Raw genomic sequence first — 26,710 nt, forward strand, 5'->3', positions numbered from 1 at the left:
GCCCCCGCCCCTCCGCGTACCGGCCCCCACATCCGTCCCCACCCCACGGCCCCTCCCCGTCGAGGACGAGCCGTGGCCCTCCGGCGTCGACGCGCCCGACTGGGACCCGTACGCCCCCTGGGACACCGGCAGCGAGCCGCCCGTCGGCAGGCTGCTGCGCGACGGACGGCTCGCCGAGGCGTACTGGATGACCGTCGCCTCCCGCGAGAGCGACGTCCGGGCCCGCGCCCTCGCCTTCGCCGCCGCCGCGTTCGGCTGCGTCTCGGACAGCGAGGCCACCCCCGTACAGATGGCGCACGAACTCGACCCCGCGCTCGCCGCGCAGGACCGGGAGGCCCATCTCGTGGCCCTCGCCGCCGCGCTGCGCACCGGCCTCACCGCCCGCTGGGCCCACGGCCTGATCAGCGGTTTCGTCATGCCGTCCGGGCTCACCGGCCCCTGGCAGCAGCTGCTCACCGTGCTCGTCGCCGCCGTCAGGGACGGTCGCGTCTTCGAGCCCGGCATGCTCCAGGGCAGCGCCGAGGGCCAGGAGGCCGCCACCCGCGAGGAGATCGGTCTCACCGCCCGGCAGCTGCTCGACGACCTGCCGCGCCGCAAGATGAAGTACCAGCGGGCGTCGCAGGTGCTCCAGTACCTCGTCGGGCCCTCGGGCCCGGTCCGCCACGCGCTGAACGAGGTCGTCGAGTGGTCCGGCCAGAGCCCGGCCCAGTACGCCGGCACGCCGAACTTCCGTGCCTTGGGCGAGGAGTTGTGGCGGGCGGAGGACATCGACCGGCTCATCGAGGACACGGACGCCCTGTTCCGTACGTCGAAGCAGGCCAAGGAGCCGATCACGGCCGGCGCGCTCCGCCAGCTGCACACCGCCTGCCGGTCCGTCGGCGAGCTGCTCATGCGTGCCGAGGCCGCCCACGCCCACGCCGCCGCCCGGCCGCACCAGGGCATGAGCGACCGCGGTGTCCCCGAGCTGGCCTCGGTGCTCCGGGACGTCGCCGAGGAGCCCGCCCCGGCCGGCACCGGCGGTGCGGCGCTCGCGCTGCTGCGCGCCTGGCTGACCGGTGAGCACCTGCGGTCCGCGGACCCGGCGGCCGACCGGCTCCGCGAGAACGGCGGCCCCGTGCCGCCCGCCGACTGTCTCCTCCCGCTGCCCGACCTGCCCCGGGACGCCCTGGGCGACCCGGACCTCGCCGACCCCAGGGCGGCCCGCAGGATCGCCGCCCTCCTGACGCCCGCCGACGCCGAGTACGCCCTCGGCAGCTACCTCCACGACGGTGACCTGCACCTCGCCCAGGCGCTCGTCGCCGCCGTCGCGAGCGAGCCCGAGGCGTACGGCTGCACCGACCCCGAGTGGGGCGAGACGGCGGTACGGAGACTCGCCCAGAGCCACGAGGACTGGCGGCGCGAGGTCGCGGTCCGCCACGGCGAGGCCGCCGGCCTGCTCGCCCAGATGCGGACGCTCAACCAGCTGGCGGCCGATCAGGAACGGGAGTTCGTGGGCCGTCTCCAGCAGTTCGCCGACGGCGAGGAGTCGGGCCGCTACCGCTTCGCCGTGGACTCCCTGCGCACCTTGGAGGCGGAGCTCCGCACCCTCGTCGCCGACTACACCCGCCAGCTCCGCGAGAACCTCGCCGTGCTGCGCTCGCGCCCCGACCGGCCGCTGTCCGCCGGGGACCACGACCGGATCGCCCGGCTCATCGAGGAGGGGGACACGGTCACGGCCCAGGAGTTCCTCGCCCTCGCCACGAGCCACAAGCCACTGCCCGAGCGGCCCGCCGACGACGGCTCGGAACTCGCCGCGTTCCTCACCGGCGTCACCGCGCCCGACGCGCCGAAGGCCGGCGGCGAGGGCATCGACGCGGCCTGGTGGGCGAAGCACTACGGCGCCCCGGACGCCTCCCTCACCCCGGCGGCGGGCAACGGCCTGGAGTCCTGGGCGGCCCTCTGCACCCCGCAGGGCCGGCGCGGTGAATGGCAGCAGCACATCCCCCGGCTGCTGCGTCTGCTCGGCCTCGAACTGTCCACGCACCAGGTCAGCGCCGAGCGGGTGGCCCTCGGCCAGGGCATGCGCCGCTTCAAGGTGCGCGCGCGGGTCGCCGAGCGCGCCGGGTACGTCGCCGCGCTCGGCTCCCGGGCCTCTTCGTACACCGTCCTGCTCATCTGGGAGGAGCAGCCGGCCGACGGGCCGCTCGCCCATCTGGAGGACGCCGACGTCGGCGCCAACATCGTGCTCTACCTGCACCCGCTCGGCATGGAGGGGCGGCGCGGCCTCGCCGAGTCCGCCCGCTCCTTCGCCCAGCAGGCGCTCGTCGTCGACTCCGCGGTGATGGGCTGGATGGCCGCCCGCGCCCCCGGCTCCTTCCGCTCGCTCCAGCGCGTCACCCTCCCCTGGGCCGCGTACAACCCGTACACCCCGTTCGTGGCGGGCCTCGTGCCGCCCGAGGTGTTCTACGGCCGCGACGAGGAGATGCGGGAGGTGATGGGCCGCGAGGGCGGCATGTTCCTCTACGGGGGCCGCCAGCTCGGCAAGTCCGCGCTGCTGCGCCGGGTCGCCGAGATCTTCCCGAGCCGCGCCGACGCCCATGTCGCCGTCTACCTCGACCTCCTGAAGGCGGAGATCGGCCACGCGGAGGCCCCCGACCGGATCTGGAGCCGGCTCGTCGAGGACCTCAAGCGCAAGGGCGTCTTCAACAGCAAGATGTCGGAGCAGGCCAACCCCGACGTCGTCGTACGCAACATCCAGTCCTGGCTGGACGAGGACGACACCCGGCGGATCCTGGTCCTCGCGGACGAGGCCGACGCCTTCCTCAACACCGACTCGCGCCGCGCCTACCGCGTCGGCAGCGAGTCGACCTTCCCCAACGTCATGCACTTCCAGCGCCTCATGGAACAGACCGAACGCCGCTTCAAGATCGTCTTCGCGGGTCTGCACCAGGTGCAGCGCTTCGGACACCTCTCCAACGTCTCCACCGTGCACGGCGGCCCCGACGTCCTCGTCGGCCCCCTCGGCACCCAGGCGGCCGTCCGTCTCGTCACCGAACCCATGGCCGCGCTCGGCTACTTCTTCGAGCGCCCCGAACTGGTCTGGCGGATCCTCGCCATCACCAACTACCAGGCCAACCTGGTGCAGATCTTCTGCCGCGAGCTCGTCCGCGTCCTCCACGACCGCCCGTACACCTGGGCCGGAAGCCCCGTCCGGATCACCGAGGACGACGTCCGGAAGGTCGCCGCGTCCGAGACCGTGCGCCGCCAGATCGCCGAGCGGCTCCGCTTCACCATCAACCTGGAGGACCGCTACCGGGTCCTCGCCCTCGTCATCGCCCTGCGCAGCCTCAAGGACGGCTACCGCGGCGACTACTCCGCGGGCGAACTGCTCCAGCTGGCCCGGGAGGCGTGGCCGGAGGGCTTCGAGATGCTCAGCGCCAAACAAGCGCAGATCTTCCTCACCGAGATGGTCGGCCTCGGCCTGCTCATCCAGCTCGGCGACCGCTCCCGCTTCGCCGTCCGCAGCCCCAACGTCGTCAACATGCTCGGCACCCGCGAGGAGCTCGAACTCGAACTCCGGGAGACCGAGTTCGGCCTGCCCTACGACTACAACCCGCACGCCGCCCGCCGCATCCTCGGCCGCGACGCCCGGCACGTGCAGACGTACAGCCCGCTCACCGAGGAACAGCTCCACGAGACCGCGCAGTCCGGCGTCAGCCTGATCGGCACCACCGCGCTCCACCGGCCCGAACTCGTCCGCCAGGCGGTCACCGCCTTCGCCGTGAACCGCGGCGTCGACGTCGTCCCGTACGCCCTCGGGGAGGACCTCGCCGGCCTCCTCAAGAGCCGCCGCCGCAAAGCCCACGTGATCATCGCGGACCTGCGCGGCGCCACCACCGCCACGCTGCGCGAGACCGTCCGCGCCCTCCTGGTCCACGCCGGTCCCGCCGCCGACCGCCTCCTGCGGCAGACCGAGCGGCGCAGCGGCGGCAACGACAACCGCTCCGTCGTCGTCCTCGCCGACGCCGCGGGCCTCGCCGAACTCGCCGCCGACGACGGGCACGAGGAGCTGTCCGTACGGTGGCTGCGTCCCGACCGGTGGACCGCCGACGCCCTGCGCGCCTGGTCCGAGTGCCCCTTCGTGTCCCGCGAGGACCGCGACCGGCTCGTCGCCGCGACCGGTGGCTGGCCGCGCTGGATGGAGGCCGCCGTGACGGACGTGTCCGTGCACGGGGCGACCCTGGACAACGCCGTGGAGCGGATACGCGCCCTCATCGCCGGCCCCCGCAACATCGAGGAGCACCTGCGCCTCTCCGGGCTCGACGCCCGGGACCTCGACCTCCTCGCGGCCTGGACGGGCTACGTGGGCGAGGGCCAGGGCGTGCCCCGCGACGACGTGGGCGCGGCGATCGAGCTCTCCGACGCGGACACCGACGCCTGGCTGCACCACCTGGGCCGGCTCGGCGTCCTCGACGAGACGCCCGAGGGCTTCGCGGTGGAACCGGTGACGTACCGCGCCGTGCGGTCCCGGGCGGCCGCCGGGGAGAAGTGAGGTGACGCACGCGGAAGCCCGTACGGGCGTGCCCGCCGTGCGCCCGGACGACCTGCCGGGGGTACGGGCCCAGCTGCGCGGCGTCACCGCCGACCTCGCGGCAGGACGGAACTGCCTCTGGCTGGTCACCGACGCCATGGTGGAGTCGGGGCTCGCGGACGAGCTGTACCGGGGCGCCCTGTTCGGCAGTCCGGCACGGGTCGACGTACCGCCTCCGACGTCCGCACGCGCGCGTACGGACGATCCCTTCGCGGGCGATCCCTTCGCGGGGGAGGGCGGCGAGGAGGCGGCGGAGTGGTGGGCGGACGCCGACGAGCTGCCCTATCTCGACCTCCCCGACGACGGCTTCGACCTCGACCTCGGCTGGTCCCTCGACGGCCGCCCGCCCCGCGTACCGGCACCCCGGCAGCCCGCCGGCCCCCGGCACGAACCGCACGGCCTCCTCGCCCGCCTCGGCAAGGAACTCTCCGTCGACGCCGACGAGGCCGTCGCGACCCTGGTCGCCCCCGGCCGCGACCGCCGCCCGGTCGTCGGCATCCGCGCGTGGGCGGAGGACGACAGCGGTACGCGTACGAGTGCGGGGAGGGCCACCGGCGCGCGTGCGGGGACCGGGCCGCGCGGCGTCGCCGTCGAGCGGCTCTTCCGCCACCTCGCCGCCGCGGTCAAGGCGGCCGGGCTCACGCCGGGCGAGCGCCCCCGGCTCCTGGTCGTCGCCCGCCTTCGCGACCTGCCGGAATCGCTCCCCGACGAACTGCGCAACGGCCTCGGCGACACGGCCGTGCACTGGTGGTGGGGCGTGCTCGGCAGGCTCGACACGGCCATCGCCATCGCGCCCCTCCTCGACCACGGGCCCGACACCTCCGGCCGCGACCGGGACCCGCTGCGGGAGCGGATCCGCCGCGCCGTGCGGTCCGAGACCGTGGTCGAGATCTGCGGCCCCGACCTGGAGCTCGCCCGGCGGCTCGCGGGGGAGTGGGACGGCGCGCAGCACACCCTCGGCGCCGCACTCGGGCGCTGCCTCGCCGCGGGTTCCGGCCCCGTTCCTGCCGACTGCCCGCCGCTGCGGCGGGTCGGAGCCCTGCTGCGACCCGGCGCGGAGCTGCGCCAGGCGTGGGCCAGGGGCGCCGTCGTCTCCTGGGAGGGCCGACTGCGCCCGCACGCGGGCGTCTGGCACCCCTCCGACGGGGCGGACGCGGCCGAAGTCGACGGGGCCGGCGCGGACGCACGGGCCCGTCTCACCGCCCTGGTCTCCCAGGCACAGCAGCGGGTCCTCACGCCCTGGATAGAAGAGGCCAGGCAGCACCTCGCCGTACGGGCGCTCGGTCACCTCAACCGCCCGGCGGCCGTCGTCGTCGCCGACCACGCGGACCGTCCCCCCGCCCACCCGGGCGGCTCTCCGGAACGGACCTTCCTGGAGCTCCAGGTCGGGGAACTCCTGCGCGCCCACATCGGTGGAGCCGTCGCGCTGCCGCAGAGCGACGCGCGGCTCCTCAGGCTGCTGGTTATGGCCAGAAACGTACTTTCGCATCGCTCCGTGATGTACGACCGGACGCTCGACGACCTCTGCGCCGAGCTGTCCCAGGCCGATCTGCGGGCCCGCTAGACGGCGCCCGAGAACGGCGACGGGCCGCCCCGCTCCGCCTCCGAGCTGTAGGGACCCGACAGTGACACCCCTACGCCACTGTCGGAGGTCGATTCCTCATGTCGAGGGCGATACCGATAGGTTTTCGGCTACCAGACCGCTATCGAAAGGGTGATCCGTTGAGCCGCTCGGTTCTCGTCACCGGAGGAAACCGGGGCATCGGCCTCGCCATCGCCCGCGCGTTCGCCGAGGCCGGCGACAAGGTCGCGATCACGTACCGCTCCGGCGAGCCTCCGGCCGCCCTGGTCGAGCTCGGCTGCCTCCCCGTCAAGTGCGACATCACCGACACGGAGCAGGTGGAGCAGGCGTACAAGGAGATCGAGGAGAAGCACGGTCCGGTCGAGGTCCTCGTGGCCAACGCCGGCGTGACGAAGGACCAGCTCCTCATGCGCATGTCCGAGGAGGACTTCACGTCCGTCCTCGACACCAACCTCACCGGCACCTTCCGGGTGGTCAAGCGCGCCAACCGCGGGATGCTGCGCGCCAAGAAGGGCCGCGTCGTCCTGATCTCCTCCGTCGTCGGTCTGCTGGGCTCCGCGGGCCAGGCCAACTACGCCGCCTCCAAGGCCGGCCTGGTCGGCTTCGCCCGCTCCCTCGCGCGTGAGCTCGGCTCGCGCAACATCACTTTCAACGTCGTCGCCCCTGGTTTCGTCGCCACCGACATGACCGCGGTCCTCACCGACGAGCAGCGCGCGGGCATCGTGTCCCAGGTGCCGCTGGGCCGTTACGCGCAGCCGGAGGAGATCGCCGCCGCGGTGAAGTTCCTCGCCTCCGACGACGCCTCGTACATCACTGGAGCCGTCATCCCGGTTGACGGCGGATTGGGCATGGGTCACTGATCACCATGAGCGGAATTCTCGAGGGCAAGCGCATCCTGATCACCGGTGTGCTGATGGAGTCCTCCATCGCCTTCCACACCGCGAAGCTGGCCCAGGAGCAGGGTGCGGAGATCATCCTCACCGCCTGGCCGCGGCCGTCGCTCACCGAGCGCATCGCCAAGAAGCTGCCCAAGCCCGAGAACGTCAAGGTCCTCGAGCTCGACGTCTCCAACGACGAGCACCTCGCCCGCCTGGAGGGCCAGGTGCGCGAGCACCTCGGCGACCGGCTCGACGGCATCGTGCACTCCATCGGCTTCGCCCCGCAGGACGCGCTCGGCGGCAACTTCCTCAACACGCCGTTCGAGTCCGTCGCCACGGCGATGCACGTCTCCGCCTTCTCCCTGAAGTCGCTGACGACGGCGCTGCTGCCGCTGATGACCGAGGGCGGCTCCGTCGTCGGCCTCACCTTCGACGCGAAGTTCGCCTGGCCGCAGTACGACTGGATGGGCCCGGCCAAGGCCGCCCTCGAGGCCACCAGCCGCTACATGGCGCGCGACCTGGGCAAGCAGAACATCCGCTGCAACCTGATCTCGGCGGGCCCGATCGGTTCGATGGCCGCCAAGTCCATCCCGGGCTTCGGCGAGCTGGCCGCCGTGTGGGACAGCCGCTCCCCGCTGGAGTGGAAGCTCGAGGACCCGGAGCCGGCCGGCCGCGGCGTCGTGGCCCTGCTCTCCGACTGGTTCCCGAAGACGACGGGTGAGATCGTCCACGTCGACGGCGGCCTGCACGCGATCGGCGCCTGACACCTCCCCACCGCAGCTAGAGAGGGCCGTGTGCCCGCCCCCACCGGGCGGCACACGGCCCTCGCCGTTCCGCAACTCCTGCCCGACTCGAAAAGTCGCGCGAATCACCCCAGACTGGGGCAGAGCGTGAAGTTCCTGCTACTGCGGTTCCTGCGACGGACGGGGAGGAGGTACGGGCATGCACGCGATACGCAACGGGTTCGGCGCCTTCGCCTCCGTCGCCGTTCTGCTCACCGGGATAGCCGTGGCCGCCGAGGTGCGGGCGGCCCCGGCCCCCGCCGAGGAGCTCCCCGCCACCGCCCCGGCGACCGGGGAGCCGGAGAACTTCGGAGCCTCCTGCCGCACCGTCGTCCAGGGCTCCCGCGTCACCGCCCACTGCCACAACCCGTACCCGCGCACCGACCGGATCCGCCTCCACGTCGAGTGCGAGCGTTGGTGGGACGTCGACAGCGACAGCGCGCCGGTGGACGTCGGACCCGCCGACTACGGCCGGGTCGGCGGCCGCTGCTGGAAGGAGGTCCGGTCCGCCTGGGTCACCCACGAGCCGGCGGACGAGGCTCCTCGGCCGGCTCCGGTCCGGGGTTCCTGAGACACATGAAGGGGTAGCCGGCCGCCTCCGTGCCGGCCCGCTCTGCATCGCCGTCCCGGATCGCGTCCACGAGACGCGCGTGGTCCATGTGGTTCTCGGGCAGCAGCACCTGCCCCACGTCGTCGCGCAGCCACTCCCGCAGCAGATCGCCCAGGTCCGCGTAGAGCTCCGTGAGGACCTCGTTGCCCGAGGCGGCGACGACCGCGTGGTGGAACGCCGCGTCGGCGGTCACGAACCGCTCCGCCTCACCGGACTCCCAGGCCTCCTCGCGTCGTGCGAGCAGGGCGTCGAGCTGCTTCAGGTCGCGCTCGGTGCGCCGCCGGGCCGCGAACCGCGCCGCGGCGGACTCCAGGGTCGAGCGCAGTTCCGCGACGTGCCGGGGATCGGAGCCGGAGAAGCGGCGGTGCATGACGCCGGCCAGTTCGCTGGTGGCGATGACGTACGTCCCCGAGCCCTGGCGGATGTCGAGCAGCCCGTTGTGGGCGAGCGCCCGCACCGCCTCGCGCACGGTGTTGCGGGCCACTCCCAGCTGTTCCACCAGTTCGGGTTCCGTCGGGATGCGTGAACCGACCGGCCACTCGCCGGAGGTGATCTGGTTCCGCAGCTCGGCGATCACCTGGTCGGAGAGGCCTGCGCGCCGGGGGTGACCGAGGGCCATGGAACACCGTCCTGGAGTTGGTTCGGGATTGGACAACCAATCATCCCATGATTCTATGATGGCTCCATGCCTGACGAGCCGAAGACCGCCGTACGAACCCGGACCCCCGCCCCGACGCCCACGGCACCGCCGGGAGCGACGCACCGCTGGACCCTCGGCCTCGTCACCGTCGGACTCGTCCTGGCCGCCCTGAACCTGCGCCCCGCCATCACCAGCCTCGGCGCCCTCCTCGAAGAGGTCACCGAAGGCCTCCACATGAGCGGCACCGTCGCCGGCGTCCTCACCTCCGTACCCCCGCTCTGCTTCGCCGTCTTCGGCATCACGGCCCCCCGCCTCGCCCGCCGCTTCGGCCCTGCCGCCGTCGTCTGCGCGGGCATGGCCGCGATCCTCGCGGGCCTCGTCCTGCGGCCCCTCGCCGGCGGCACCGCCGGCTTCCTGGCCGCCAGCGCCCTCGCCCTGATGGGCATCGCCGTCAGCAACGTCCTGATGCCCGTCATCGTCAAGCGGTACTTCCCCGACCGCATCGGCAGCATGACCGGCCTGTACTCCATGGCGCTCGCCCTCGGCACCTCGGTCGCCGCGGCCGCGACCGTCCCCATGACCGAGGCCCTCGGCGGGGACTGGCGCCTCGGACTCGGCGTATGGGCGGCGGTGGCCGCACTCGCCGTCCTGCCCTGGATCCCGCTCCTGCGCGACCGCGACGACTCCGGCCGCACGAAGGAGCGCGCCGCCCCCGAGGCCACGGCCCCGCCGCGCGTCACCCGGAGCCGCACCGCCTGGGCCCTCGGCTGCTTCTTCGGCCTCCAGGCAACCGGTGCCTACATCACCATGGGCTGGATGCCGCAGATCTTCCGCGACGCAGGCGTCCCCGCCACCACCGCGGGCGTGCTCCTCGCCGTCACCATGGTCATGGGCGTTCCGCTCGCCTTCGTCATCCCGCGCCTCGCGACCCGCATGAAGCACCAGGGCCCGATCGTCGTCGCGCTCGGCCTGTGCGGACTCACCGGCTACACCGGGCTCTTCCTCGCCCCCGAGGCCGGAGCCTGGCTCTGGGCCGTGCTGCTCGGCATCTCCAACTGCGCCTTCCCGCTCGCCCTCACCATGATCGGCCTGCGCTCGCGCACCGGCGCCGGGGTCGTCCGGCTCTCCGCCTTCGCGCAGAGCGTCGGCTACCTCATCTCGGTCCCCGGCCCCCTCCTGGTCGGCGTGCTCTACCAGCACAGCGGCGGCTGGGGACTGCCGATCGCGCTCATGGCCGGCCTGATGGTGCCGCAGATGATCGTCGGAACCCTCGCGGGCAGGGACCGGACCGTCGAGGACGAATGCTGAGATGCGAGACTGTCGGCATGCCAGTCCTCGAACCCAATCCCCCGAACGGCCAGAAGAAGCTGCTCCTCGTGCTCGGCGCGATGCTCGGCATCACGGTCGTCATCGCCGTCATCGCCTCCATCGCCTCACCGTGACCCCCGGGGGTGGGGACAACCCCCGCATCCCCTAGGGGGTGAGTGTCAGGGTCGACTGGGTGGATCACCTGATGGGCCGGAAGCCTCCGGATCCGTACGTTGGAGAACACCGCTGGAGACGGCGGAAACCGGTTCCCCATCCCCCGGAGGCGGCCCATGTCGGCCCGTACGCACACCAGCACCCGGCCCCTGCCGACCGGCGTCGACACCCGGCTGCCCTGGTGGGCGCTCGCCCTTCCCGTCGCCGCGTTCACCGCGCTCCTGCTGCTCATGGCCGGACCCGGCGGGGCCCACGCGACAGCCGGTGACCCGGGGGTCGGACGGGTCCTGGAGCAGATCCAGCAAACGCTCTCTCTCTGAGTCGGCGCGAGCCGTTTCGTGCGAAGCTGAGCAACATGAGCGTCGATACATCCCGCAGGATCGTGCTGCTCCGACACGCGAAGGCGGACTGGAACGAAGAGTCCGACCACGAGCGTCCCCTGGCCGAAAGAGGCCGCGCGGACGCCCCCGTGGCGGGCCGGAGGCTCGCCGAGACCGGCATCGCCTTCGACCTGGCCCTCTGCTCGACCGCCGTCAGAACGCGCGAGACCTGGAAGCTGGCCGTGCACGCACTGCCGGAGCGCCCCAGGACCGTGTACGAGGAGCGGCTGTACGAGGCCTCGCTCGGCGAGCTCATCGCCCTGCTCAACGAGACGCCGGACGACGTCTCCGACCTCCTGGTCGTCGGCCACAACCCCGGCATGCACGCGCTCGCCGACGCCCTGGCCGGCGCGTCCGAGGGGGACGTCCTCGACCGGATGAACCGCAGCGGCTTCCCGACCTCCGCCTTCGCCGTCCTCACCTTCAAGGGCGACTGGAAGACCCTGGAGCACGGCGTCGGCCGGCTCGTCGACTTCTGGACCCCGCACGCCTGAGGCACGCCGGAGAGCCGCTCCTGAACCGTACGGACAAGGGCCCGGCCGTCATCTGACGACCGGGCCCCTCCGGCGTACCCACGCCGCCATGGTTCAGTGCAGCAGGTCCTCGGGACCGTCCGCCGCCTCGACCTCTTCGCGGGTGATGCCGAGCAGGTAGAGCACGGTGTCCAGGAACGGCACGTTCACCGCCGTGTGAGCGGCCTGGCGCACCACCGGCTTCGCGTTGAACGCCACCCCCAGCCCGGCCGCGTTCAGCATGTCCAGGTCGTTCGCCCCGTCGCCGATCGCCACCGTCTGCGCCAGCGGCACGCCGGCCTCCGTCGCGAACCGGCGCAGCAGCCGCGCCTTGCCCGCCCGGTCCACGATCTCGCCGGTCACCCGACCGGTGAGCTTGCCGTCCACGATCTCCAGGGTGTTGGCGGAGGCGAAGTCAAGCCCGAGCCGCTCCTTCAGATCGTCGGTGACCTGCGTGAAGCCGCCGGAGACGACACCCACCTGGTAGCCGAGCCGCTTGAGCGTGCGGATCAGGGTCCGGGCCCCGGGCGTCATCCGCACCTCCGCGCGGACCTTGTCCACCACCGAGGCGTCGAGCCCGGCGAGCAGCTCCACCCGCGCGTGCAGCGACTGCTCGAAGTCCAGCTCGCCGCGCATCGCGGCCGCCGTCACCTCGGCGACCTTGTCCTCGCAGCCCGCGTGCGCCGCGAAGAGCTCGATCACCTCGTCCTGGATCAGCGTCGAGTCGACGTCCATGACGACGAGCCGCTGGGCCCGCCGGTGCAGCCCGGCCGAGACCACGGCCACGTCGACCCCGACGCTGTGCGCCTCGGTGGCCAGCGCGGTCCGCAGCGGCTCCGTCTCACAGCCGGAGACGGCGAACTCGACCGCCGTGACCGGATACTTCGCCAGCCGGAAGATGCGGTCGATGTTGCCGCCCGTCTCCGCGATCCTGGCCGCTATGGCCGCCGTCTGCTCCGCGGTCAGCGGGTGCCCGAGCACGGTCACGTGCGAGCGTCCGCTGCCGCGCGGCCGGTTGTCACCCGTACCGGAGAGGATCTCGGCCTGGAGCTTCTGCGACTCGGCCCAGCTGTGCACGGTGGCCCTGAGCTCGCCCTGCGAGGCGACGGTCGGCTCGGTGACGAGCGCGCACAGGACGAGTCGGCCGCGGGAGACGACCTGCTCGATGTCCACGACGTCGACGGAGTAGGCGGCGAGGGTGTCGAAGAGTCCCGCGGTGATCCCGGGACGGTCCTTCCCGAAGATCTTGACGAGAAGGGTGGGAACGTCTGAGGTCTGCGATGCGCTCATGGTGCTTCCACCGTATCGGGCACCGCGTGCCGCTCGACCCCCCGTCCCGCCCAGCGGACACCGGAGCGGACGCGCACGGGCCGCGGAGCGGGGGCGCGCGGGCCCCGGAGACGTCCCTCAGGGGTACCGCGCCGGCCGCTTCACGTCATGTTCTCGGCACGCCTGCGCGGGGTCTTCACGCGGCCCGACTTTCGGAGAGGGTACGGGGCCTGAAATAGTTCCCCCCGATGTTCGCCATCCCTAGACTCCCAGCGACGGGGGTACATCGGGGGACAAGTAGTGGGGCATGGAGTGCCAGAACTCGTACTGGAATTGAATGGAAGGACCTGGACCCTCGATCCGTCCAGGTCGTACACCCTGGGCCGCGATCCGCAGGGTGACCTGGTGATCGACGACGCCAGGGTCTCGTGGCGCCACGCCACCATCAGCTGGGGAGGCCGGAGCTGGGTCATCGAGGACCACGGCTCCACCAACGGCACCTTCCTGCAGGGGCAGCGGATCCACCAGGTGGAGATCGGCCCCGGCTCGGCCGTCCACCTGGGCAACGCGACCGACGGCCCGCGGCTGAATCTCGCCGCCGGAGCCCAGGGCGCGCCGCAGGCCCAGCAGCCGCAGACCCCGGTGGCGCAGCCCGTTCCGGCGCACCAGGCCGCGGAGCAGGCCGAGTGGATCACCCACCAGAACCCGCCGCAGCACCAGGGTCCGCAGCAGGGGTGGCAGCCGCAGCCCCCGCAGCCGAACGCGCAGCAGCCGAACGTGCCGCAGCAGCACGTCCCGCACCAGCAGGGACACGGTCAGCACGGCGTCGTCGCGGGGGCGTCGTCGGCCTACGCCGACCGCAGCCCCACCACGTTCCACCAGCTGGCGCTCGGCCACGTCATGCGCATCGGCCGTGCCCTCGAGAACGAGCTGGTCGTCTCCGACCTCCAGGTCTCGCGGCACCACGCCGAGTTCCACGCGACGCCCGACGGCCGCTTCGAGATCCGCGACCTCGGCTCGCACAACGGCACATACGTCAACGGTCAGCCGATCGCCAAGGGCGGCACGGCCCTCCTCGGCCCGCAGGACATCGTCGGCGTCGGTCACTCGACGTTCCGGCTCGTCGGCGGCCAGCTGGAAGAGTTCGTCGACACCGGCTCGGTCTCCTTCTCGGCCCGCCACCTCACGGTCACGGTCGACGGCGGCAAGCAGATCCTCAAGGACGTCTCCTTCGGCGTCCCGGAGAAGTCGCTGATCGGCGTCATCGGCCCGTCCGGTTCCGGAAAGTCCACCCTGCTCAAGGCACTGACCGGCTACCGCCCGGCCAACGAGGGCGACGTCCTCTACGACAACCGGAGCCTCTACAAGCAGTTCGCCGAGCTGCGCCAGCGCATCGGTCTGGTCCCGCAGGACGACATCCTGCACAAGGAGCTGACCGTCCAGAAGGCGCTGCGCTACGCGGCCAAGCTCCGCTTCCCCGGTGACACCGCCACCGCCGAGCGCGAGGCCCGGATCGACGAGGTGCTGCGCGAGCTCAAGCTCGACATCCACAAGGAGAAGAAGGTCACCTCCCTCTCCGGTGGTCAGCGCAAGCGCGTCTCGGTCGCCCTGGAGCTCCTCACCAAGCCCTCGCTGATCTTCCTGGACGAGCCGACCTCCGGCCTCGACCCGGGCATGGACCGCGACGTCATGCAGCTGCTCCGGGGCCTCGCGGACGACGGCCGCACGGTCCTCGTCGTCACCCACTCGGTGGCCGAGCTGGGCCTCTGCGACAAGCTGCTCGTCATGGCCCCCGGCGGCTCGGTGGCCTACTTCGGCCCGCCGGACGAGGCGCTGAACTTCTTCGGCTACTCCACCTGGGCCGACGTCTTCTCCGCCTTCGAGAACTACCGCGACTACGACTGGGCGGGCCGCTGGAAGGGCTCGCAGCACTACCAGCTCTACGCCGCGGACATCGACGCCGTCGCCGCCCAGCCCGTCCAGGTGCCGCAGCAGGCCATGGCCAGGCCGCCGAAGCCGCAGGGCTGGGGCTCCCAGCTGTGGACCCTGATGCGCCGCTACGTGTCGGTGATCGCCTCCGACAAGGGCTTCCTGGGTCTGATGGTGATCCTGCCGGCCGTCCTCGGCGCGGTCTCGGTCGTCATCCCGGCGGACTTCGGCCTCGGCTCGCCGACGCCCCCGTCCCGCTTCAACGGCGACGCGGGAACGATCATGCTGATCCTCATGGTCGGCATGTGCTTCAGCGGCGCCGCCAACTCGGTCCGCGAACTGATCAAGGAGCGGGTCATCTACGAGAGGGAGCGCGCCACCGGCCTCTCCCGCTCCGCGTACCTGATGTCCAAGGTCATCGTCCTCGGCCTGATCACGGCCTTCCAGGGCGTCATCATCTGCGGCATCGGCTTCTCCACCCGCGCGCTGCCCGCCGAGGGCCTCCTCATGCCGCCGGCCGTCGAGCTGTGCATCCAGGTGATCGCCCTCGGCCTCACCTCGATGATGTTCGGCCTGGTCATCTCCGCGCTCGTGAAGACCGCCGAGAAGACCATGCCGCTCCTGGTCATGTTCGCGATCATCCAGGTGGTGTTCACCGGCATCCTGTTCCAGGTGTACGGCTCGCCCGGCCTGGAGCAGTTCGCCTGGCTCATGCCCTCCCGCTGGGGCATCGCCGGTGCCGGCACCACGCTCGACCTGGCCCGTCTCATGCCGCCGTGGGACCCGAAGGACCCCACGAACACCGACTCGCTGTGGGAGCACACGGCCGGCCAGTGGGGCTTCGACCTCGGCGTCCAGCTGCTCATGGCGACCGTCTGCTGCGTCGTCGTGGCGCGCCTGCTGCGCCGCCACGAGCCCGAGGTCATGCGCAAGTAGTCACCGCGCACGCCCGTACGCCGGAGGGCGGCACCCCGCACGGGGGTGCCGCCCTCCGGCGTACGACAGCGGACCGACCGGGATCAGTAGGCGCTGTTGACGTTGTCGATGGAGCCGTACCGGTCGGCCGCGTAGTTGGCGGCGGCGACGAGGTTGGCGACCGGGTCGTACTGGTCGAACTTGGTGCCGGGGATGTGGTACGCCTTGAAGGTCGGGTAGATCACCTGGAGCAGGCCCTTGGACGGGACGCCGTTGATGGCGTTGATGTCCCAGTTGTTGATGGCCCGCGGGTTGCCGCTGGACTCGCGCATGATGTTCTTGTGCAGGCCGTTGTACGTGCCCGGGATGTTGTGCTTGTCCATGATGAACAGCGCCTCGCGGATCCAGCCGTCGAGGTTGTTCGCGAAGACCGGGGTACGGGCGACGGAACGGCTCGCGGCCGCCTTCTCCGCGGCGCGCTTCTTCGCGTCGGCCTTCGCCTTCGCCGCGGCCTTCGCCTTGGCGTCGGCCTTGGCCTTGGCAGCGGCCTTGGCCTTCGCGTCGGCCTTCGCCTTCGCCTCGGCCTGGGCCTTCGCCGTGGCCTTGGCCAGCGCGTCGGCCTTCGCCTTCGCCGCGGCCTCCTGCTTGGCCTTCAGGCCGATCGTGCTCTGCTGCTCGGTGACGCTGGCGGCCAGCGCCTTCGCCTGGGGGCTGTTCGCGTTGTACGACCACGCCACCTGCTGGGTGCCCGAGAGGGCCTGCGGCTCCGTCTCGGTGGTGCCGTTGCCGGGCACCAGGGAGAGGGTGAGGGCGGCGGCGCCCAGAGCGGCGACGCCGGCGATCGTGGCCTTGTGGGTCTTCTTGAGACCACGACTGTGGCCAGGGGTGTTCGCAGACATTCCGGACTACCTCTTCGAATCGCTGGGGGTCACTCCGCCGGGGCGGCGCTGCGCCTGCTGGGCGGCGACGGGGGCAATTCTTAGCGGCAGCAAAATGCCGTGGCAAAGGTGTGACGTACGAACCCGGGTAGTGGATCAGGGGCCCGTGCACGGGCCACGGAAGCGCCCTTATGTCTGGCTCACCCCACGATGCCCACCCCTCCTGACGTCCACTAGGGGGCTTCGTAAGTGATGTGGGTCCTATGCGCGGGCTCACATCGGCCGGGTAACAACCTCACCCCCGGTTGCGTGCGCAATGCGCACAGTGAGCCCCTCCACCCGAGGGATGAGAAGGTCCCGAAAGCCGTAGGACCTAGGTCCGGGGTCCCCTCCCCGGGCCGTCCCCGGACGGATACGCACCGTCACGACCCGCCGGTACGGTGAACACATGAGCCATCGACCGAACTCAGGCCTGGCCGCCGTGAGCACCGCCCTCCTGGCGATGAGCCGCCACCTGGAGGTCCGCGACGTCCTCAAGACGATCGTCGCGTCCGCCCGCGAGCTGCTCGACGCCGAGTACGCGGCCCTGGGCGTCCCCGACGACCACGGCGGCTTCGCCCAGTTCGTCGTCGACGGCGTCAGCGACGAACAGTGGAAGGCCATCGGCCCGCTGCCCCGTCAGCACGGCATCCTCGCGTCGATGCTCCACAAGGCCGAGCCCGAGCGGCTCGCCGACGTCCGCGAGGACCCCCGCTTCGAGGGCTGGCCCGACGCGCACCCCGAGATGTCCGACTTCCTCGGCCTCCCCGTCAGGGACGGCGACGAGATCCTCGGCGCCCTCTTCCTCGCCAACAAGCGCTGCCCGAAGGAGGACGGCGGCTGCGGCTTCACCGCCGAGGACGAGGAGCTCCTCTCGATCCTCGCCCAGCACGCGGCCATCGCCCTCACCAACGCACGTCTGTACGAGCGCAGCCGCGAACTCACCATCGCCGAGGAACGCTCCCGCCTCGCCCACGAGCTGCACGACGCCGTCAGCCAGAAGCTCTTCTCGCTCCGGCTCACCGCCCAGGCCGCCGCCGCCCTCGTCGACCGCGACCCCGTCCGCGCCAAGGGCGAACTCCAGCAGGTCGCCGCGCTCGCCGCGGAGGCCGCCGACGAGCTGCGCGCCGCCGTCGTCGAGCTCCGCCCCGCCGCCCTCGACGAGGACGGCCTCGTCCACACCCTCCGTACCCACGTCCAGGTCCTCGACCGCGCCCACACCGCCCGGGTCACCTTCGAGAGCCCCGGGACCCGCGCACTGCCCGCCGCACAGGAGGAGGCCCTCCTCCGGGTCGCGCAGGAAGCCCTCCACAACGCGCTGCGGCACGCGGACGCCCGGCTCGTCACCGTCTCCCTCACCCGCGCCGACCAGGGCGCGCGGCTCACCGTCACCGACGACGGCAAGGGCTTCGACCCGCGTACGGTCCGCAGCGCAGGCCGCCACCTCGGCCTGGTCTCCATGCGGGACCGGGCGAGCGGCGTCGGCGGCTCGCTCACCGTCACCTCGGCCCGGGGAGAGGGCACCACGATCGAGATGGAGGTTCCCGGTGGCTGACAAGCGGATCCGTGTCCTGCTCGTCGACGACCACCAGGTCGTCCGGCGGGGCCTGCGCACGTTCCTGGAGGTACAGGACGACATAGAGGTCGTGGGGGAGGCCTCCGACGGCGCCGAGGGCGTCGCCAGGGCCGAGGAGCTCCGCCCCGACGTGGTCCTCATGGACGTGAAGATGCCCGGCACCGACGGCATCGAGGCGCTGAAGCGGCTCCGTGAGCTCGACAACCCGGCGAGGGTCCTGATCGTCACCAGCTTCACCGAGCAGCGCACGGTGGTCCCCGCACTCCGCGCGGGCGCCTCCGGGTACGTCTACAAGGACATCGACCCCGACGCGCTGGCCGGCGCGATCCGCTCCGTCCACGCGGGGCACGTCCTGCTCCAGCCCGAGGTCGCGGGCGCACTCCTGGCCCAGGACGAGTCGTCCGGAGGCACGGGGCGCGGCCCGACCCTCACGGAGCGGGAGCGCGAGGTCCTCGGCCTGATCGCGGACGGCCGGTCCAACCGCGAGATCGCCCGCGCGCTCGTCCTCTCCGAGAAGACGGTCAAGACGCACGTCTCGAACATCCTCATGAAACTCGACCTGGCGGACCGCACCCAGGCGGCCCTCTGGGCGGTGAGAAACGGCCTGACCGACTGAAGAACTCCATGGCGCCCCTCAATGCGCCGGGCGCACGACCGTTCAGTCCTTCATACCGTCGTGTGTATGTCCCCCGTTCGGCGCAACCTGTCGGGGCGTACGGCGTTGTCCATGGCGTGCTGCGGCTGATCGGCCGCAGCGATGACCAGGAGGATGTACCAAGTGAAGAACCTCAAGAAGGCCGCTGCCCTCACCATGGTCGCCGGTGGCATCGTCGCCGCCGGCGCGGGTGTCGCCTCCGCCCACGGCGCCGAGGCCGACGGCAAGGCCCTCAACTCGCCGGGTGTCGCCTCCGGCAACCTGGTGCAGGTCCCGGTCCACGTCCCCGTGAACGTCTCCGGCAACACGGTCAACGTGATCGGCCTGCTCAACCCGGCCTTCGGCAACAGCGCCGTCAACGGCTGAGCACCCCCAGAACCACCGGCCCCCGGACGATCCCCCCGGGGGCCGGCCCCTTTTCCCCGCCGCCCCGGCGGGCCATCGTTCCGCGGGGGTCAGAACCCCTGGTCCCGCTCCCGCTCCTCGACATACGCGTCGTAGGCGGCGACCTGAGCCCGCCGCGCCACCCGTGCCCGTTTCCGGACGCGGTTCTCGCACCGCTCGGCCCTGGCGGGCCTCCCGGGCTTCGGCCCGCTGCGCCGGACTCCGTCCGTCGGCCCGGGTGAGTCTCCGGTGGGGGTCAGAACCCCTGGTCCCGTTCCCGCTCCTCGACGTACGCGTTGTAGGCGGCGACCTGAGCCCGCCGCGCCACCCGTGCCCGTTTCCGGACGCGGTTCTCGCACCGCTCGGCCCTGGCGGGCCTCCCGGCCGATCCGCTGCGCCAGCTCCAGGACCCGCACCGCCCGCGGCGGGTACCCGGGGGCCAGCACCTCCCGGCCCACCTCCGCCCTCGCCCGGTACGCCTCCCGCGCCGCGTCCGCCGCCGGGCCCGAGGCCGCCACATCCAGCCGGGTCAGTACCGCGGTCGCGTCCCGCAGGGCCTCCGCCAGCTCCCGCTCCGCCTCGCCGAGCGAGGGCACGTCCGCCGGAGGGGCCTCCCGCACCGCCAGGCAGCGCCAGACCACCTCCACGTGCACGTCACCCACCGGACCCGCCTCGGAGACCTCCGGCACCAGACCGTACGGCGCACCGAAGCCCACCACCGCCTCCTCCGCCTCCAACGCGCGCGCGTTGAAGTCCGGCGGCCCGCTGAGCCCCAGCGGATGCCCCGGCGCGGGCAGCGCCACCCGCCACCCGGTCACCCCGAGCCGCCGCAGCCGGCCGAGCGCCAGCGTCAGCCCCACGGGCCGCGCCTCACCCGGCAGTCCTTCCACGCGGTGCACCGCGTCCTCCCCGACAATGGCAAGGGCCGCCTCGTCCGGCGACACCGCCCCGGCCAGCAGGGCATTGCCCCAAGCGGCCAGGCGTCCTGAGCGTGGTTCCGAAAGCATCCCCCCAGACTAGGGACTCGAAGGAGGCCCCCGGGCCCGCCCGGGAAGTCCCGCCCGGCGCACCGGGCGGACGGCGCCGCTTTCCGGGCAGGCCCAGGGACGGCCCCGCTCCCTCGATAACGTAGGTTTTCCCCTGGACGCCGCGCCCACCCGGCGCAAGGCGACGACACGACTCGACCGCAAGGGGAGACAACGCGCTCATGAGCGATGTACTGGAGCTGGTGGACGTATCCGTGGTCCGCGACGGACGGGCTCTGGTGGACGAGGTCTCCTGGTCGGTCAAGGAGGGCGAGCGCTGGGTGATCCTCGGACCCAACGGCGCCGGCAAGACCACCCTTCTGAACATCGCCTCCAGCTACCTCTTCCCCACCAAGGGCACCGCCCACGTCCTGGGCGAGCGACTCGGCGGCGTCGGCACCGACGTCTTCGAACTCCGTCCCCGCATCGGCATGGCCGGCATCGCCATGGCGGAGAAGCTCCCCAAGCGCCAGACCGTCCTCCAGACCGTCCTCACCGCCGCGTACGGCATGACCGCCACCTGGCACGAGGACTACGACCCGGTGGACGAGGAGCGCGCCAAGGCCTTCCTCGACCGGCTCGGCATGAACGAGTACCTGGACCGGAAGTTCGGCACCCTCTCCGAGGGCGAGCGCAAGCGCACCCTGATCGCCCGCGCGATGATGACCGACCCCGAGCTCCTGCTCCTCGACGAGCCCGCCGCCGGTCTCGACCTCGGCGGCCGCGAGGACCTCGTCCGCCGCCTCGGCCGCCTCGCCCGCGACCCGTACGCCCCCTCCATGATCATGGTCACCCACCATGTCGAGGAGATCGCGCCCGGCTTCACCCACGTCCTGATGATCCGTCAGGGCAAGGTGCTCGCCGCGGGCCCCGTGGAGACCGAGCTGACCTCCCGTAACCTCTCGCTCTGCTTCGGCCTCCCGCTCGTCGTCGAGCGCGTCGCCGACCGCTGGACCGCCCACGGTCTGCCCCTGAAGTAGCGGCAACAGCGCCGGCGTCCCGCACAGCCGCCCGCGCCCTGTCCCCGAGGACCCCACCGCCCTACCATGACCATGTGGACATCGACGCATGGGTCTGGTGGCTGATCGGCGCGGTGGGGCTCGGCATTCCGCTGGTCCTGACCGCGATGCCCGAATTCGGCATGTTCTCCGTCGGCGCGGTCGCGGGGGCGGTGACCGCCGCCCTCGGGTTCGGCGTGGTCGCCCAGGTGATCGTCTTCGTCGCCGTCTCCGTGGCGCTCATCGCGGTGGTACGCCCCATCGCGGCCCGCCACCGCGACGGCAGAGGCCTCGCCACCGGCGTCGACGCCCTGAAGGGCCGTCAGGCCGTCGTCACGGAACGGGTCGACGGCAGCGGCGGCCGGATCAAGCTCGCCGGCGAGATCTGGTCCGCCCGCGCGCTCGACGCCGGACAGACCTTCGAACCGGGCGACCAGGTCGACGTCGTCGAGATCGACGGAGCGACCGCAGTCGTCATGTGACCGAACCTCGCCCATGACGTTCCGTCGTCTGCGAAACTCGATCTTGCAAGGCCACCCGGCAGTCAACCGGCAGCGAAGGACACGGGGAACACGATGTCAGCAGTCATCATCGTCCTGATCATTCTGGTGGTGCTCGTCTTCATCGCCCTGATCAAGACGATCCAGGTCATCCCGCAGGCGAGCGCGGCGATCGTGGAGCGCTTCGGCCGCTACACCCGCACGCTCAACGCCGGACTGAACATCGTCGTCCCGTTCATCGACTCGATCCGCAACCGGATCGACCTCCGCGAACAGGTCGTCCCGTTCCCGCCGCAGCCGGTGATCACCCAGGACAACCTGGTCGTCAACATCGACACGGTCATCTACTACCAGGTGACCGACGCGAGGGCCGCGACCTACGAGGTCGCCAGCTACATCCAGGCGATCGAGCAGCTCACCGTCACCACCCTCCGCAACATCATCGGCGGCATGGACCTGGAGCGGACCCTCACCTCCCGCGAGGAGATCAACGCGGCCCTGCGCGGCGTCCTCGACGAGGCCACCGGCAAGTGGGGCATCCGCGTCAACCGCGTCGAGCTCAAGGCGATCGAGCCGCCGACCTCCATCCAGGACTCGATGGAGAAGCAGATGCGCGCCGAGCGAGACAAGCGCGCCGCGATCCTCACCGCCGAGGGAACCCGCCAGTCCGCGATCCTCACCGCCGAGGGCGAGAAGCAGTCCGCCATCCTCCGCGCCGAGGGTGAGGCCAAGGCCGCCGCCCTGCGCGCCGAGGGCGAGGCCCAGGCCGTCCGTACGGTCTTCGAGGCCATCCACGCCGGCGACCCCGACCAGAAGCTCCTCTCGTACCAGTACCTCCAGATGCTCCCGAAGATCGCCGAGGGCGACGCCAACAAGCTCTGGATCGTGCCCAGCGAGATCGGCGACGCCCTCAAGGGCCTCTCCGGCGCCTTCGGCAACATGGGCAACGGCGCCCCCGGCTTCAACACCAAGGGCGGCGGGACCGAAAGGCGAGACGAACCGCCGGTTGACTGACACGTACACGTAATCCTCGTGCATGATCGGTGCGAGCCCCTCGACCCCGGCAGCCTCAGGGCGGGGAGGCGACTCACTGACCATGTAAGGAGATGGCGTTGTCCATCTGGGAAGCCCTGGCAGTCTTCGCCGCCGGCATCGGCGCCGGCACCATCAACACCATCGTCGGATCGGGAACGCTCATCACGTTCCCGGTCCTCCTCGCGACCGGACTCCCTCCGATCACCGCGAACGTCTCCAACGCCCTGGGACTCGTCCCGGGTTCCATCAGCGGAGCCATCGGCTATCGGCGGGAACTCAAGGGCCAGAAGGCCCGCGTCATCCGCCTCGGCGCCGCCGCCCTCGTCGGCGGCCTCGTCGGCGCGATCCTGCTCCTGGCGCTGCCGTCCGAGGCCTTCGACGCGATCGTGCCGATCCTCATCGGCCTCGCCCTCGTCCTGGTGCTCCTCCAGCCCCGCATCGCCGCCGCCGTCAAGCGCCGCCGCGAACAGACCGGCACCGAGGCCCACCCCGACGGCGGCCCCGCCCTCCTCGTCGGCCTCTGCCTCGCGAGCATGTACGGCGGCTACTTCGGCGCCGCCCAAGGAGTCCTGTACCTCTCCTTGATGGGCCTGCTGCTCCACGACAGCCTGCAGCGGATCAACGCCGTCAAGAACATCCTCGGCGCCCTGGTCAACGGCGTCGCCGCGGTGTTCTTCCTCTTCGTCGCCGATTTCGACTGGACGGCCGTCCTGCTCATCGCGGTCGGTTCGACCATCGGCGGCCAGATCGGCGCCAAGGTCGGCCGCAAGCTGCCGCCCACCGTCCTGCGCGGAGTGATCATCGCGGTCGGCATCGCCGCGATCCTCCAACTGACCCTCCGTTAACCGCCACACGTCACACCGTCACAGCGGAAGGGCCCGCGTCCCCACACCGGGGAGGCGGGCCCGCACCGTACGCACGCGCGTCTCTACGCGGCCGACCTGGCCAGCCACTCCGGCAGCTCGGACCGCTCGCTCGCCCGCATCGCGAGCAGCATCGCGTCCGCCGGCGTCGGCTCGAACGGCTGGTGCAACAGCGGCATCCCCGCCTGCTCCGGCGTCCGGTCGGCCTTGCGGTGGTTGTCCTCGGCGCACGAGGCGACCGTGTTCAGCCAGCTGTCCCCACCGCCCTGGGCGCGCGGCACCACGTGGTCGACGGTGGTCGCCCGCCTCCCGCAGTACGCGCACCGGTGCTGGTCCCGCACCAGTACCCCCCGCCTCGACCACGGTGCCTGTCTTCGGAAGGGCACCCGGACGTACCGGCAGAGCCTGATCACCCGCGGCACGGGAAGATCGACCTCGGCACCCCGCACCCGGAGATCGGGATGCGCGTGCTCGACGACGGCCTTGGCCTGCAGGACAAGCACCACCGCACGGTTGAGAGTGACCGTCGACAGCGGCTCGAAGCTCGCGTTGAGTACCAGCGTGTCCCGCATTGTGCCCACCTCCCGTGTGCCGGCCCGGCCCCGGGCGGGGCGATGGGGCCTGGATCAACGATGGCCGGGCCGGCCGGGGTCGGACAACGCAATATTTCCCGCGCAACAAAAGATGCCCGCTTCTGATCTCTCCAAGACCAGAAGCGGGCAAACAACAAACGAACGATCAGACCGCCGCGGGAGCCGCGTACTCACCGATCAACTGGGCCCGACCAAGCGTGTGGAACCGCAGATTGAAACCGACGGCGGCCGGTGAGGTGTCGGCGTCCGGCCCGAGCTTCTCGCGGTCGACCGCGTACACCGTGAACACATAGCGGTGCGCCGGATCCCCCGCCGGGGGAGCCGCACCGCCGAACTCCTTCGAGCCGTAGTCGTTCCGGGCGTGGACGGCCCCGGCCGGCAACCCCTCGAACGACCCCGAACCGGCACCAGCGGGCAGCTCCGTCACCGACGCCGGGATGTCGAAGAGCACCCAGTGCCAGAACCCGCTGCCCGTAGGGGCGTCCGGATCGAAGCAGGTGACGGCGAAGCTCTTCGTCCCCGCCGGGAAGCCCTCCCAGCGCAACTGCGGCGAGGTGTTCCCCGCCGCGTACACCTGAGCGTCCTTCAGGACCCCACCCGGTGCGATGTCGTCGCTCACCACGGTGAACGCCGCCACCGGCGGATGGAAGTCATGGGGGAGCGGCGCCCTCTTGCCCTCGGACACGTCGAGTACCTCCGAAATCGTCCGTCAACGCTGACGGGCCGAGCCTAGAGCCAGTTGCGGCGGCCGCCGACCTCGGCGAGCCACTGGTTCAGGTAAGCCGCCCAGTCGGTGGTGTGGAAGTCGTCCAGACCCACCTTGAACGCGCGGAACGAGTCGCTGCCCTCACCGAACAGACCGGGCTTCTTGTCCATCTCGAGCACGACGTCCATCTCACGGTCGTCCGCGACGAAGCTGACCTCGACCTGGTTCAGGCCCCGGTACTGCTGCGGCGCGAAGAACTCGATCTCCTGGTAGAAGGGCAGCTTCTGCCGGGTCCCACGGATGTGACCGCGCTCCATGTCCGCGCTCTTGAAGCGGAAGCCGAGCTGGAGGAAGGCGTCCAGGATCGCCTGCTGCGCCGGCAGCGGGTGCACGTTGATCGGGTCCAGGTCCCCGGAGTCCACCGCGCGGGCGATCTCCAGTTCGGTCGTCACCCCGATGTTCATGCCCCGCAGCTGCTGCCCGGCGACGGAGGTCACCGGCGTCTCCCACGGGATCTCCAGACCGAACGGCACCGCGTGCACCGCGCCGGCCTTCACCTCGAAGGCCCCGCCGAGACGCACCTTGCCGAACTCGATGTCCTGCTTCTGCTCCTGGTCGCCGCCCTCCACCTCGACCCGTGCCTGCAGGCCGACGGAGAGCCCCTCGATCTGCTGGTCGACGCTGCCGCCCTGGATGCGCACCTCGCCCTGGACGACACCGCCCGGAACCACGTTCGCCTCGGTGAGCACCGTCTCCACGCTGGCCCCACCGGCACCCAGGCTCGCGAGCAGCTTCTTGAATCCCATGAACTTCACTCCTTCTCGGTCCTGACCCCTACATACGCGCGACGACCGTAGCCGGTTCCCCTCGGATCCCCACTACGCTCGGACGCCATGAGCGAGAGCCCCGACCGTACGCCGCTCCCGCGGGCCTTCTTCGACCGCCCGGTACTGGAGGTGGCCCCCGACCTCCTCGGCCGCACCCTCGTGCGCAACTCCGACGCGGGCCGCATGGAACTGCGCCTCACGGAGGTGGAGGCGTACGCCGGCGCGATCGACCCCGGCTCACACGCCTTCCGGGGACGCACGGCACGCAACGCCGTCATGTTCGGCCCGCCCGGCCACGCGTACGTCTACTTCACGTACGGCATGTGGCACTGCCTGAACCTGGTGTGCGGCCCCGAGGGCGAGGCGAGCGGGGTCCTGCTGCGCGCGGGGGAGTTCCTGAGGGGCGCCGAGCAGGCCCGGGTACGCCGCCGGTCGGCCCGCAACGACCACGAGCTGGCCAAGGGCCCGGCACGTCTGGCCACGGCGCTCGACGTCACCCTCTCCATGAACGGGACCGACACCTGCGACGGCCCGGACGCCCCCCTCGCCCTCCTCACCGGCACCCCACCGGACCGGGACCACATCCGCAACGGCCCCCGCACGGGCGTCGGCGGCGAGGGCGCCCCGCACCCCTGGCGCTTCTGGCTCACGGAGGACCCGACGGTGAGTCCTTACCGTGCTCACACGCCCCGGAAGCGGAGACTTGACTCCTGAGAACCGACCGCCTAACGTAGCCCGAGCAGCTGGTTACGGACCTGCTTCTTCAAGCACCTCCGCAGCGGCCACCCACTACTGAAGATGACACCCCGGTTGGGGTCTATTCCGGCATGCCGGAATAGGAATTCGAATGCCTCGATTATGAGGCGCCGAAGGAATCCGCTAAAGTAGTGAACACGCCGAGAGGCGAAAGGCAGCCAACAGGCCACCGGATATAAACCCCGAACCGGAAACGGAACGGAAATGATCTGGTAAGGTTGGAAACACGAAGGGAAGCCCGGAGGAAAGCCCGAGAGGGTGAGTACAAAGGAAGCGTCCGTTCCTTGAGAACTCAACAGCGTGCCAAAAATCAACGCCAGATTAGT

General features: G+C 71.5%; 24 protein-coding genes and 1 pseudogene. 18 read left to right on the forward strand and 7 right to left on the reverse strand.

The window, feature by feature from the left end:
* From IO20_RS0132705 to IO20_RS0132725, 5 genes are all read left to right on the forward strand, one after another.
* A partial coding sequence (locus tag IO20_RS0132705; RefSeq protein ID WP_031127778.1) for a P-loop NTPase family protein occupies positions 1 to 4,531 on the forward strand: 4,531 nt, incomplete at its 5' end.
* Position 4,532: 1 nt separating this feature from the next.
* The gene (locus IO20_RS0132710; RefSeq protein ID WP_030556458.1) at positions 4,533 to 6,134 is read left to right on the forward strand and encodes a hypothetical protein; all 1,602 of its coding nucleotides are present in this window, start codon (positions 4,533 to 4,535) and stop codon (positions 6,132 to 6,134) included.
* Positions 6,135 to 6,292: 158 nt separating this feature from the next.
* Positions 6,293 to 7,012 (forward strand): 3-oxoacyl-[acyl-carrier-protein] reductase, encoded by a 720-nt coding sequence (fabG, locus tag IO20_RS0132715; RefSeq protein ID WP_030556460.1) that lies wholly within the window; start codon positions 6,293 to 6,295, stop codon positions 7,010 to 7,012.
* A 5-nt stretch (positions 7,013 to 7,017) separates the two neighbouring features.
* On the forward strand, positions 7,018 to 7,794 hold the full coding sequence (gene fabI / locus IO20_RS0132720; RefSeq protein ID WP_030222691.1) for an enoyl-ACP reductase FabI: 777 nt from the start codon (positions 7,018 to 7,020) through the stop codon (positions 7,792 to 7,794).
* Between the two features lie 178 nt (positions 7,795 to 7,972).
* The gene (locus IO20_RS0132725) at positions 7,973 to 8,383 is read left to right on the forward strand and encodes a hypothetical protein (RefSeq protein WP_030556462.1); all 411 of its coding nucleotides are present in this window, start codon (positions 7,973 to 7,975) and stop codon (positions 8,381 to 8,383) included.
* Here the strand turns inward: IO20_RS0132725 and IO20_RS0132730 are convergent.
* A complete protein-coding gene (locus tag IO20_RS0132730) occupies positions 8,328 to 9,041 on the reverse strand; it encodes a FadR/GntR family transcriptional regulator (protein WP_030556463.1) in 714 nt (237 codons plus the stop codon). The genes IO20_RS0132725 and IO20_RS0132730 overlap by 56 nt on opposite strands.
* Positions 9,042 to 9,107: 66 nt before the next feature.
* Between IO20_RS0132730 and IO20_RS0132735 the strand changes: the two genes are divergently transcribed.
* From IO20_RS0132735 to IO20_RS0132750, 4 genes are all read left to right on the forward strand, one after another.
* Entirely contained in the window at positions 9,108 to 10,370 is a 1,263-nt protein-coding gene (locus IO20_RS0132735; protein ID WP_030556464.1) for a CynX/NimT family MFS transporter, read from the forward strand.
* A gap of 17 nt (positions 10,371 to 10,387) precedes the next feature.
* The gene (locus IO20_RS42070) at positions 10,388 to 10,504 is read left to right on the forward strand and encodes an SGM_5486 family transporter-associated protein (RefSeq protein WP_281181692.1); all 117 of its coding nucleotides are present in this window, start codon (positions 10,388 to 10,390) and stop codon (positions 10,502 to 10,504) included.
* A 156-nt stretch (positions 10,505 to 10,660) separates the two neighbouring features.
* A complete protein-coding gene (locus IO20_RS0132745) occupies positions 10,661 to 10,864 on the forward strand; it encodes a hypothetical protein (protein ID WP_030556465.1) in 204 nt (67 codons plus the stop codon).
* 35 nt (positions 10,865 to 10,899) lie between these two features.
* Positions 10,900 to 11,418 (forward strand): SixA phosphatase family protein, encoded by a 519-nt coding sequence (locus IO20_RS0132750; protein WP_030556466.1) that lies wholly within the window; start codon positions 10,900 to 10,902, stop codon positions 11,416 to 11,418.
* A 93-nt stretch (positions 11,419 to 11,511) separates the two neighbouring features.
* Here IO20_RS0132750 and serB read toward each other — a convergent pair whose 3' ends face one another.
* A complete protein-coding gene (serB, locus tag IO20_RS0132755) occupies positions 11,512 to 12,726 on the reverse strand; it encodes a phosphoserine phosphatase SerB (RefSeq protein WP_030556468.1) in 1,215 nt (404 codons plus the stop codon).
* A gap of 279 nt (positions 12,727 to 13,005) precedes the next feature.
* On the opposite strand from serB, the gene IO20_RS0132760 reads away from it, so the two are divergent.
* Positions 13,006 to 15,570 (forward strand): ABC transporter ATP-binding protein/permease, encoded by a 2,565-nt coding sequence (locus tag IO20_RS0132760; RefSeq protein ID WP_030556470.1) that lies wholly within the window; start codon positions 13,006 to 13,008, stop codon positions 15,568 to 15,570.
* Between the two features lie 83 nt (positions 15,571 to 15,653).
* On the opposite strand, the gene IO20_RS0132765 is transcribed toward IO20_RS0132760, so the two are convergent.
* Positions 15,654 to 16,448, reverse strand: coding sequence for a transglycosylase SLT domain-containing protein (locus IO20_RS0132765; protein WP_030556471.1), 795 nt, complete (start codon positions 16,446 to 16,448; stop codon positions 15,654 to 15,656).
* Between the two features lie 427 nt (positions 16,449 to 16,875).
* Here IO20_RS0132765 and IO20_RS0132770 point away from each other — a divergent pair, with 427 nt between their 5' ends.
* The 3 genes from IO20_RS0132770 to IO20_RS0132780 all read left to right on the forward strand — a co-directional run bounded on the left by IO20_RS0132770 (position 16,876) and on the right by IO20_RS0132780 (position 19,063).
* Positions 16,876 to 18,021: a GAF domain-containing sensor histidine kinase gene (locus tag IO20_RS0132770; RefSeq protein WP_030556473.1), complete on the forward strand. Its 1,146-nt coding sequence runs from the start codon at positions 16,876 to 16,878 to the stop codon at positions 18,019 to 18,021.
* Positions 18,014 to 18,658, forward strand: coding sequence for a response regulator (locus IO20_RS0132775; RefSeq protein ID WP_030556475.1), 645 nt, complete (start codon positions 18,014 to 18,016; stop codon positions 18,656 to 18,658). Before IO20_RS0132770 ends, IO20_RS0132775 begins: the two co-directional genes overlap by 8 nt.
* A 162-nt stretch (positions 18,659 to 18,820) precedes the next feature.
* Complete coding sequence (locus IO20_RS0132780) at positions 18,821 to 19,063, forward strand: chaplin (RefSeq protein WP_030556477.1); 243 nt, start codon at positions 18,821 to 18,823, stop codon at positions 19,061 to 19,063.
* 274 nt (positions 19,064 to 19,337) lie between these two features.
* Here the strand turns inward: IO20_RS0132780 and IO20_RS37130 are convergent.
* A pseudogene (locus IO20_RS37130) lies at positions 19,338 to 20,088 on the reverse strand (hypothetical protein).
* A 200-nt stretch (positions 20,089 to 20,288) separates the two neighbouring features.
* On the opposite strand from IO20_RS37130, the gene IO20_RS0132790 reads away from it, so the two are divergent.
* The 4 genes from IO20_RS0132790 (at position 20,289) to IO20_RS0132805 (ending at position 23,484) form a co-directional block, all read left to right on the forward strand.
* A complete protein-coding gene (locus IO20_RS0132790; protein ID WP_030556480.1) occupies positions 20,289 to 21,086 on the forward strand; it encodes an ABC transporter ATP-binding protein in 798 nt (265 codons plus the stop codon).
* A gap of 74 nt (positions 21,087 to 21,160) precedes the next feature.
* The gene (locus tag IO20_RS0132795) at positions 21,161 to 21,586 is read left to right on the forward strand and encodes an NfeD family protein (RefSeq protein WP_030556482.1); all 426 of its coding nucleotides are present in this window, start codon (positions 21,161 to 21,163) and stop codon (positions 21,584 to 21,586) included.
* A gap of 93 nt (positions 21,587 to 21,679) precedes the next feature.
* On the forward strand, positions 21,680 to 22,618 hold the full coding sequence (locus IO20_RS0132800) for an SPFH domain-containing protein (protein WP_030222652.1): 939 nt from the start codon (positions 21,680 to 21,682) through the stop codon (positions 22,616 to 22,618).
* A gap of 92 nt (positions 22,619 to 22,710) precedes the next feature.
* Entirely contained in the window at positions 22,711 to 23,484 is a 774-nt protein-coding gene (locus tag IO20_RS0132805; RefSeq protein WP_030556484.1) for a sulfite exporter TauE/SafE family protein, read from the forward strand.
* Between the two features lie 83 nt (positions 23,485 to 23,567).
* On the opposite strand, the gene IO20_RS0132810 is transcribed toward IO20_RS0132805, so the two are convergent.
* From IO20_RS0132810 to IO20_RS0132820, 3 genes are all read right to left on the reverse strand, one after another.
* Complete coding sequence (locus IO20_RS0132810) at positions 23,568 to 24,074, reverse strand: HNH endonuclease (RefSeq protein WP_030556486.1); 507 nt, start codon at positions 24,072 to 24,074, stop codon at positions 23,568 to 23,570.
* Positions 24,075 to 24,240: 166 nt separating this feature from the next.
* Positions 24,241 to 24,780: a YbhB/YbcL family Raf kinase inhibitor-like protein gene (locus IO20_RS0132815; protein WP_030556487.1), complete on the reverse strand. Its 540-nt coding sequence runs from the start codon at positions 24,778 to 24,780 to the stop codon at positions 24,241 to 24,243.
* A gap of 44 nt (positions 24,781 to 24,824) precedes the next feature.
* Positions 24,825 to 25,607 carry a sporulation protein gene (locus IO20_RS0132820; RefSeq protein WP_030556489.1) on the reverse strand — a complete coding sequence of 261 codons (783 nt, stop codon included), beginning with the start codon at positions 25,605 to 25,607 and terminating at the stop codon, positions 24,825 to 24,827.
* Positions 25,608 to 25,694: 87 nt separating this feature from the next.
* On the opposite strand from IO20_RS0132820, the gene IO20_RS0132825 reads away from it, so the two are divergent.
* Positions 25,695 to 26,342 (forward strand): DNA-3-methyladenine glycosylase, encoded by a 648-nt coding sequence (locus IO20_RS0132825; protein ID WP_030556491.1) that lies wholly within the window; start codon positions 25,695 to 25,697, stop codon positions 26,340 to 26,342.
* The last annotated feature ends 368 nt before the right edge of the window (positions 26,343 to 26,710 follow it).

Origin of the sequence: Streptomyces exfoliatus (genome assembly GCF_000725545.1) — a bacterium.
GTDB classification, from domain to species: domain Bacteria; phylum Actinomycetota; class Actinomycetes; order Streptomycetales; family Streptomycetaceae; genus Streptomyces; species Streptomyces exfoliatus.

Bases quoted from the DNA above. Each gene is read 5' to 3' on its own strand.
- IO20_RS0132735 (WP_030556464.1), top strand. From the start codon at position 9,108: ATGCCTGACGAGCCGAAGACCGCCGTACGAACCCGGACCCCCGCCCCG.
- IO20_RS0132765 (WP_030556471.1), bottom strand. From the start codon at position 16,448: ATGTCTGCGAACACCCCTGGCCACAGTCGTGGTCTCAAGAAGACCCAC.
- IO20_RS0132770 (WP_030556473.1), top strand. From the start codon at position 16,876: ATGAGCCATCGACCGAACTCAGGCCTGGCCGCCGTGAGCACCGCCCTC.
- IO20_RS0132820 (WP_030556489.1), bottom strand. From the start codon at position 25,607: ATGGGATTCAAGAAGCTGCTCGCGAGCCTGGGTGCCGGTGGGGCCAGC.
- IO20_RS0132810 (WP_030556486.1), bottom strand. From the start codon at position 24,074: ATGCGGGACACGCTGGTACTCAACGCGAGCTTCGAGCCGCTGTCGACG.
- IO20_RS0132750 (WP_030556466.1), top strand. From the start codon at position 10,900: ATGAGCGTCGATACATCCCGCAGGATCGTGCTGCTCCGACACGCGAAG.
- IO20_RS0132725 (WP_030556462.1), top strand. From the start codon at position 7,973: ATGCACGCGATACGCAACGGGTTCGGCGCCTTCGCCTCCGTCGCCGTT.
- IO20_RS0132805 (WP_030556484.1), top strand. From the start codon at position 22,711: ATGGCGTTGTCCATCTGGGAAGCCCTGGCAGTCTTCGCCGCCGGCATC.
- serB (WP_030556468.1), bottom strand. From the start codon at position 12,726: ATGAGCGCATCGCAGACCTCAGACGTTCCCACCCTTCTCGTCAAGATC.
- IO20_RS0132745 (WP_030556465.1), top strand. From the start codon at position 10,661: ATGTCGGCCCGTACGCACACCAGCACCCGGCCCCTGCCGACCGGCGTC.
- fabI (WP_030222691.1), top strand. From the start codon at position 7,018: ATGAGCGGAATTCTCGAGGGCAAGCGCATCCTGATCACCGGTGTGCTG.
- IO20_RS42070 (WP_281181692.1), top strand. From the start codon at position 10,388: ATGCCAGTCCTCGAACCCAATCCCCCGAACGGCCAGAAGAAGCTGCTC.
- IO20_RS0132825 (WP_030556491.1), top strand. From the start codon at position 25,695: ATGAGCGAGAGCCCCGACCGTACGCCGCTCCCGCGGGCCTTCTTCGAC.
- IO20_RS0132730 (WP_030556463.1), bottom strand. From the start codon at position 9,041: ATGGCCCTCGGTCACCCCCGGCGCGCAGGCCTCTCCGACCAGGTGATC.
- IO20_RS0132790 (WP_030556480.1), top strand. From the start codon at position 20,289: ATGAGCGATGTACTGGAGCTGGTGGACGTATCCGTGGTCCGCGACGGA.
- IO20_RS0132800 (WP_030222652.1), top strand. From the start codon at position 21,680: ATGTCAGCAGTCATCATCGTCCTGATCATTCTGGTGGTGCTCGTCTTC.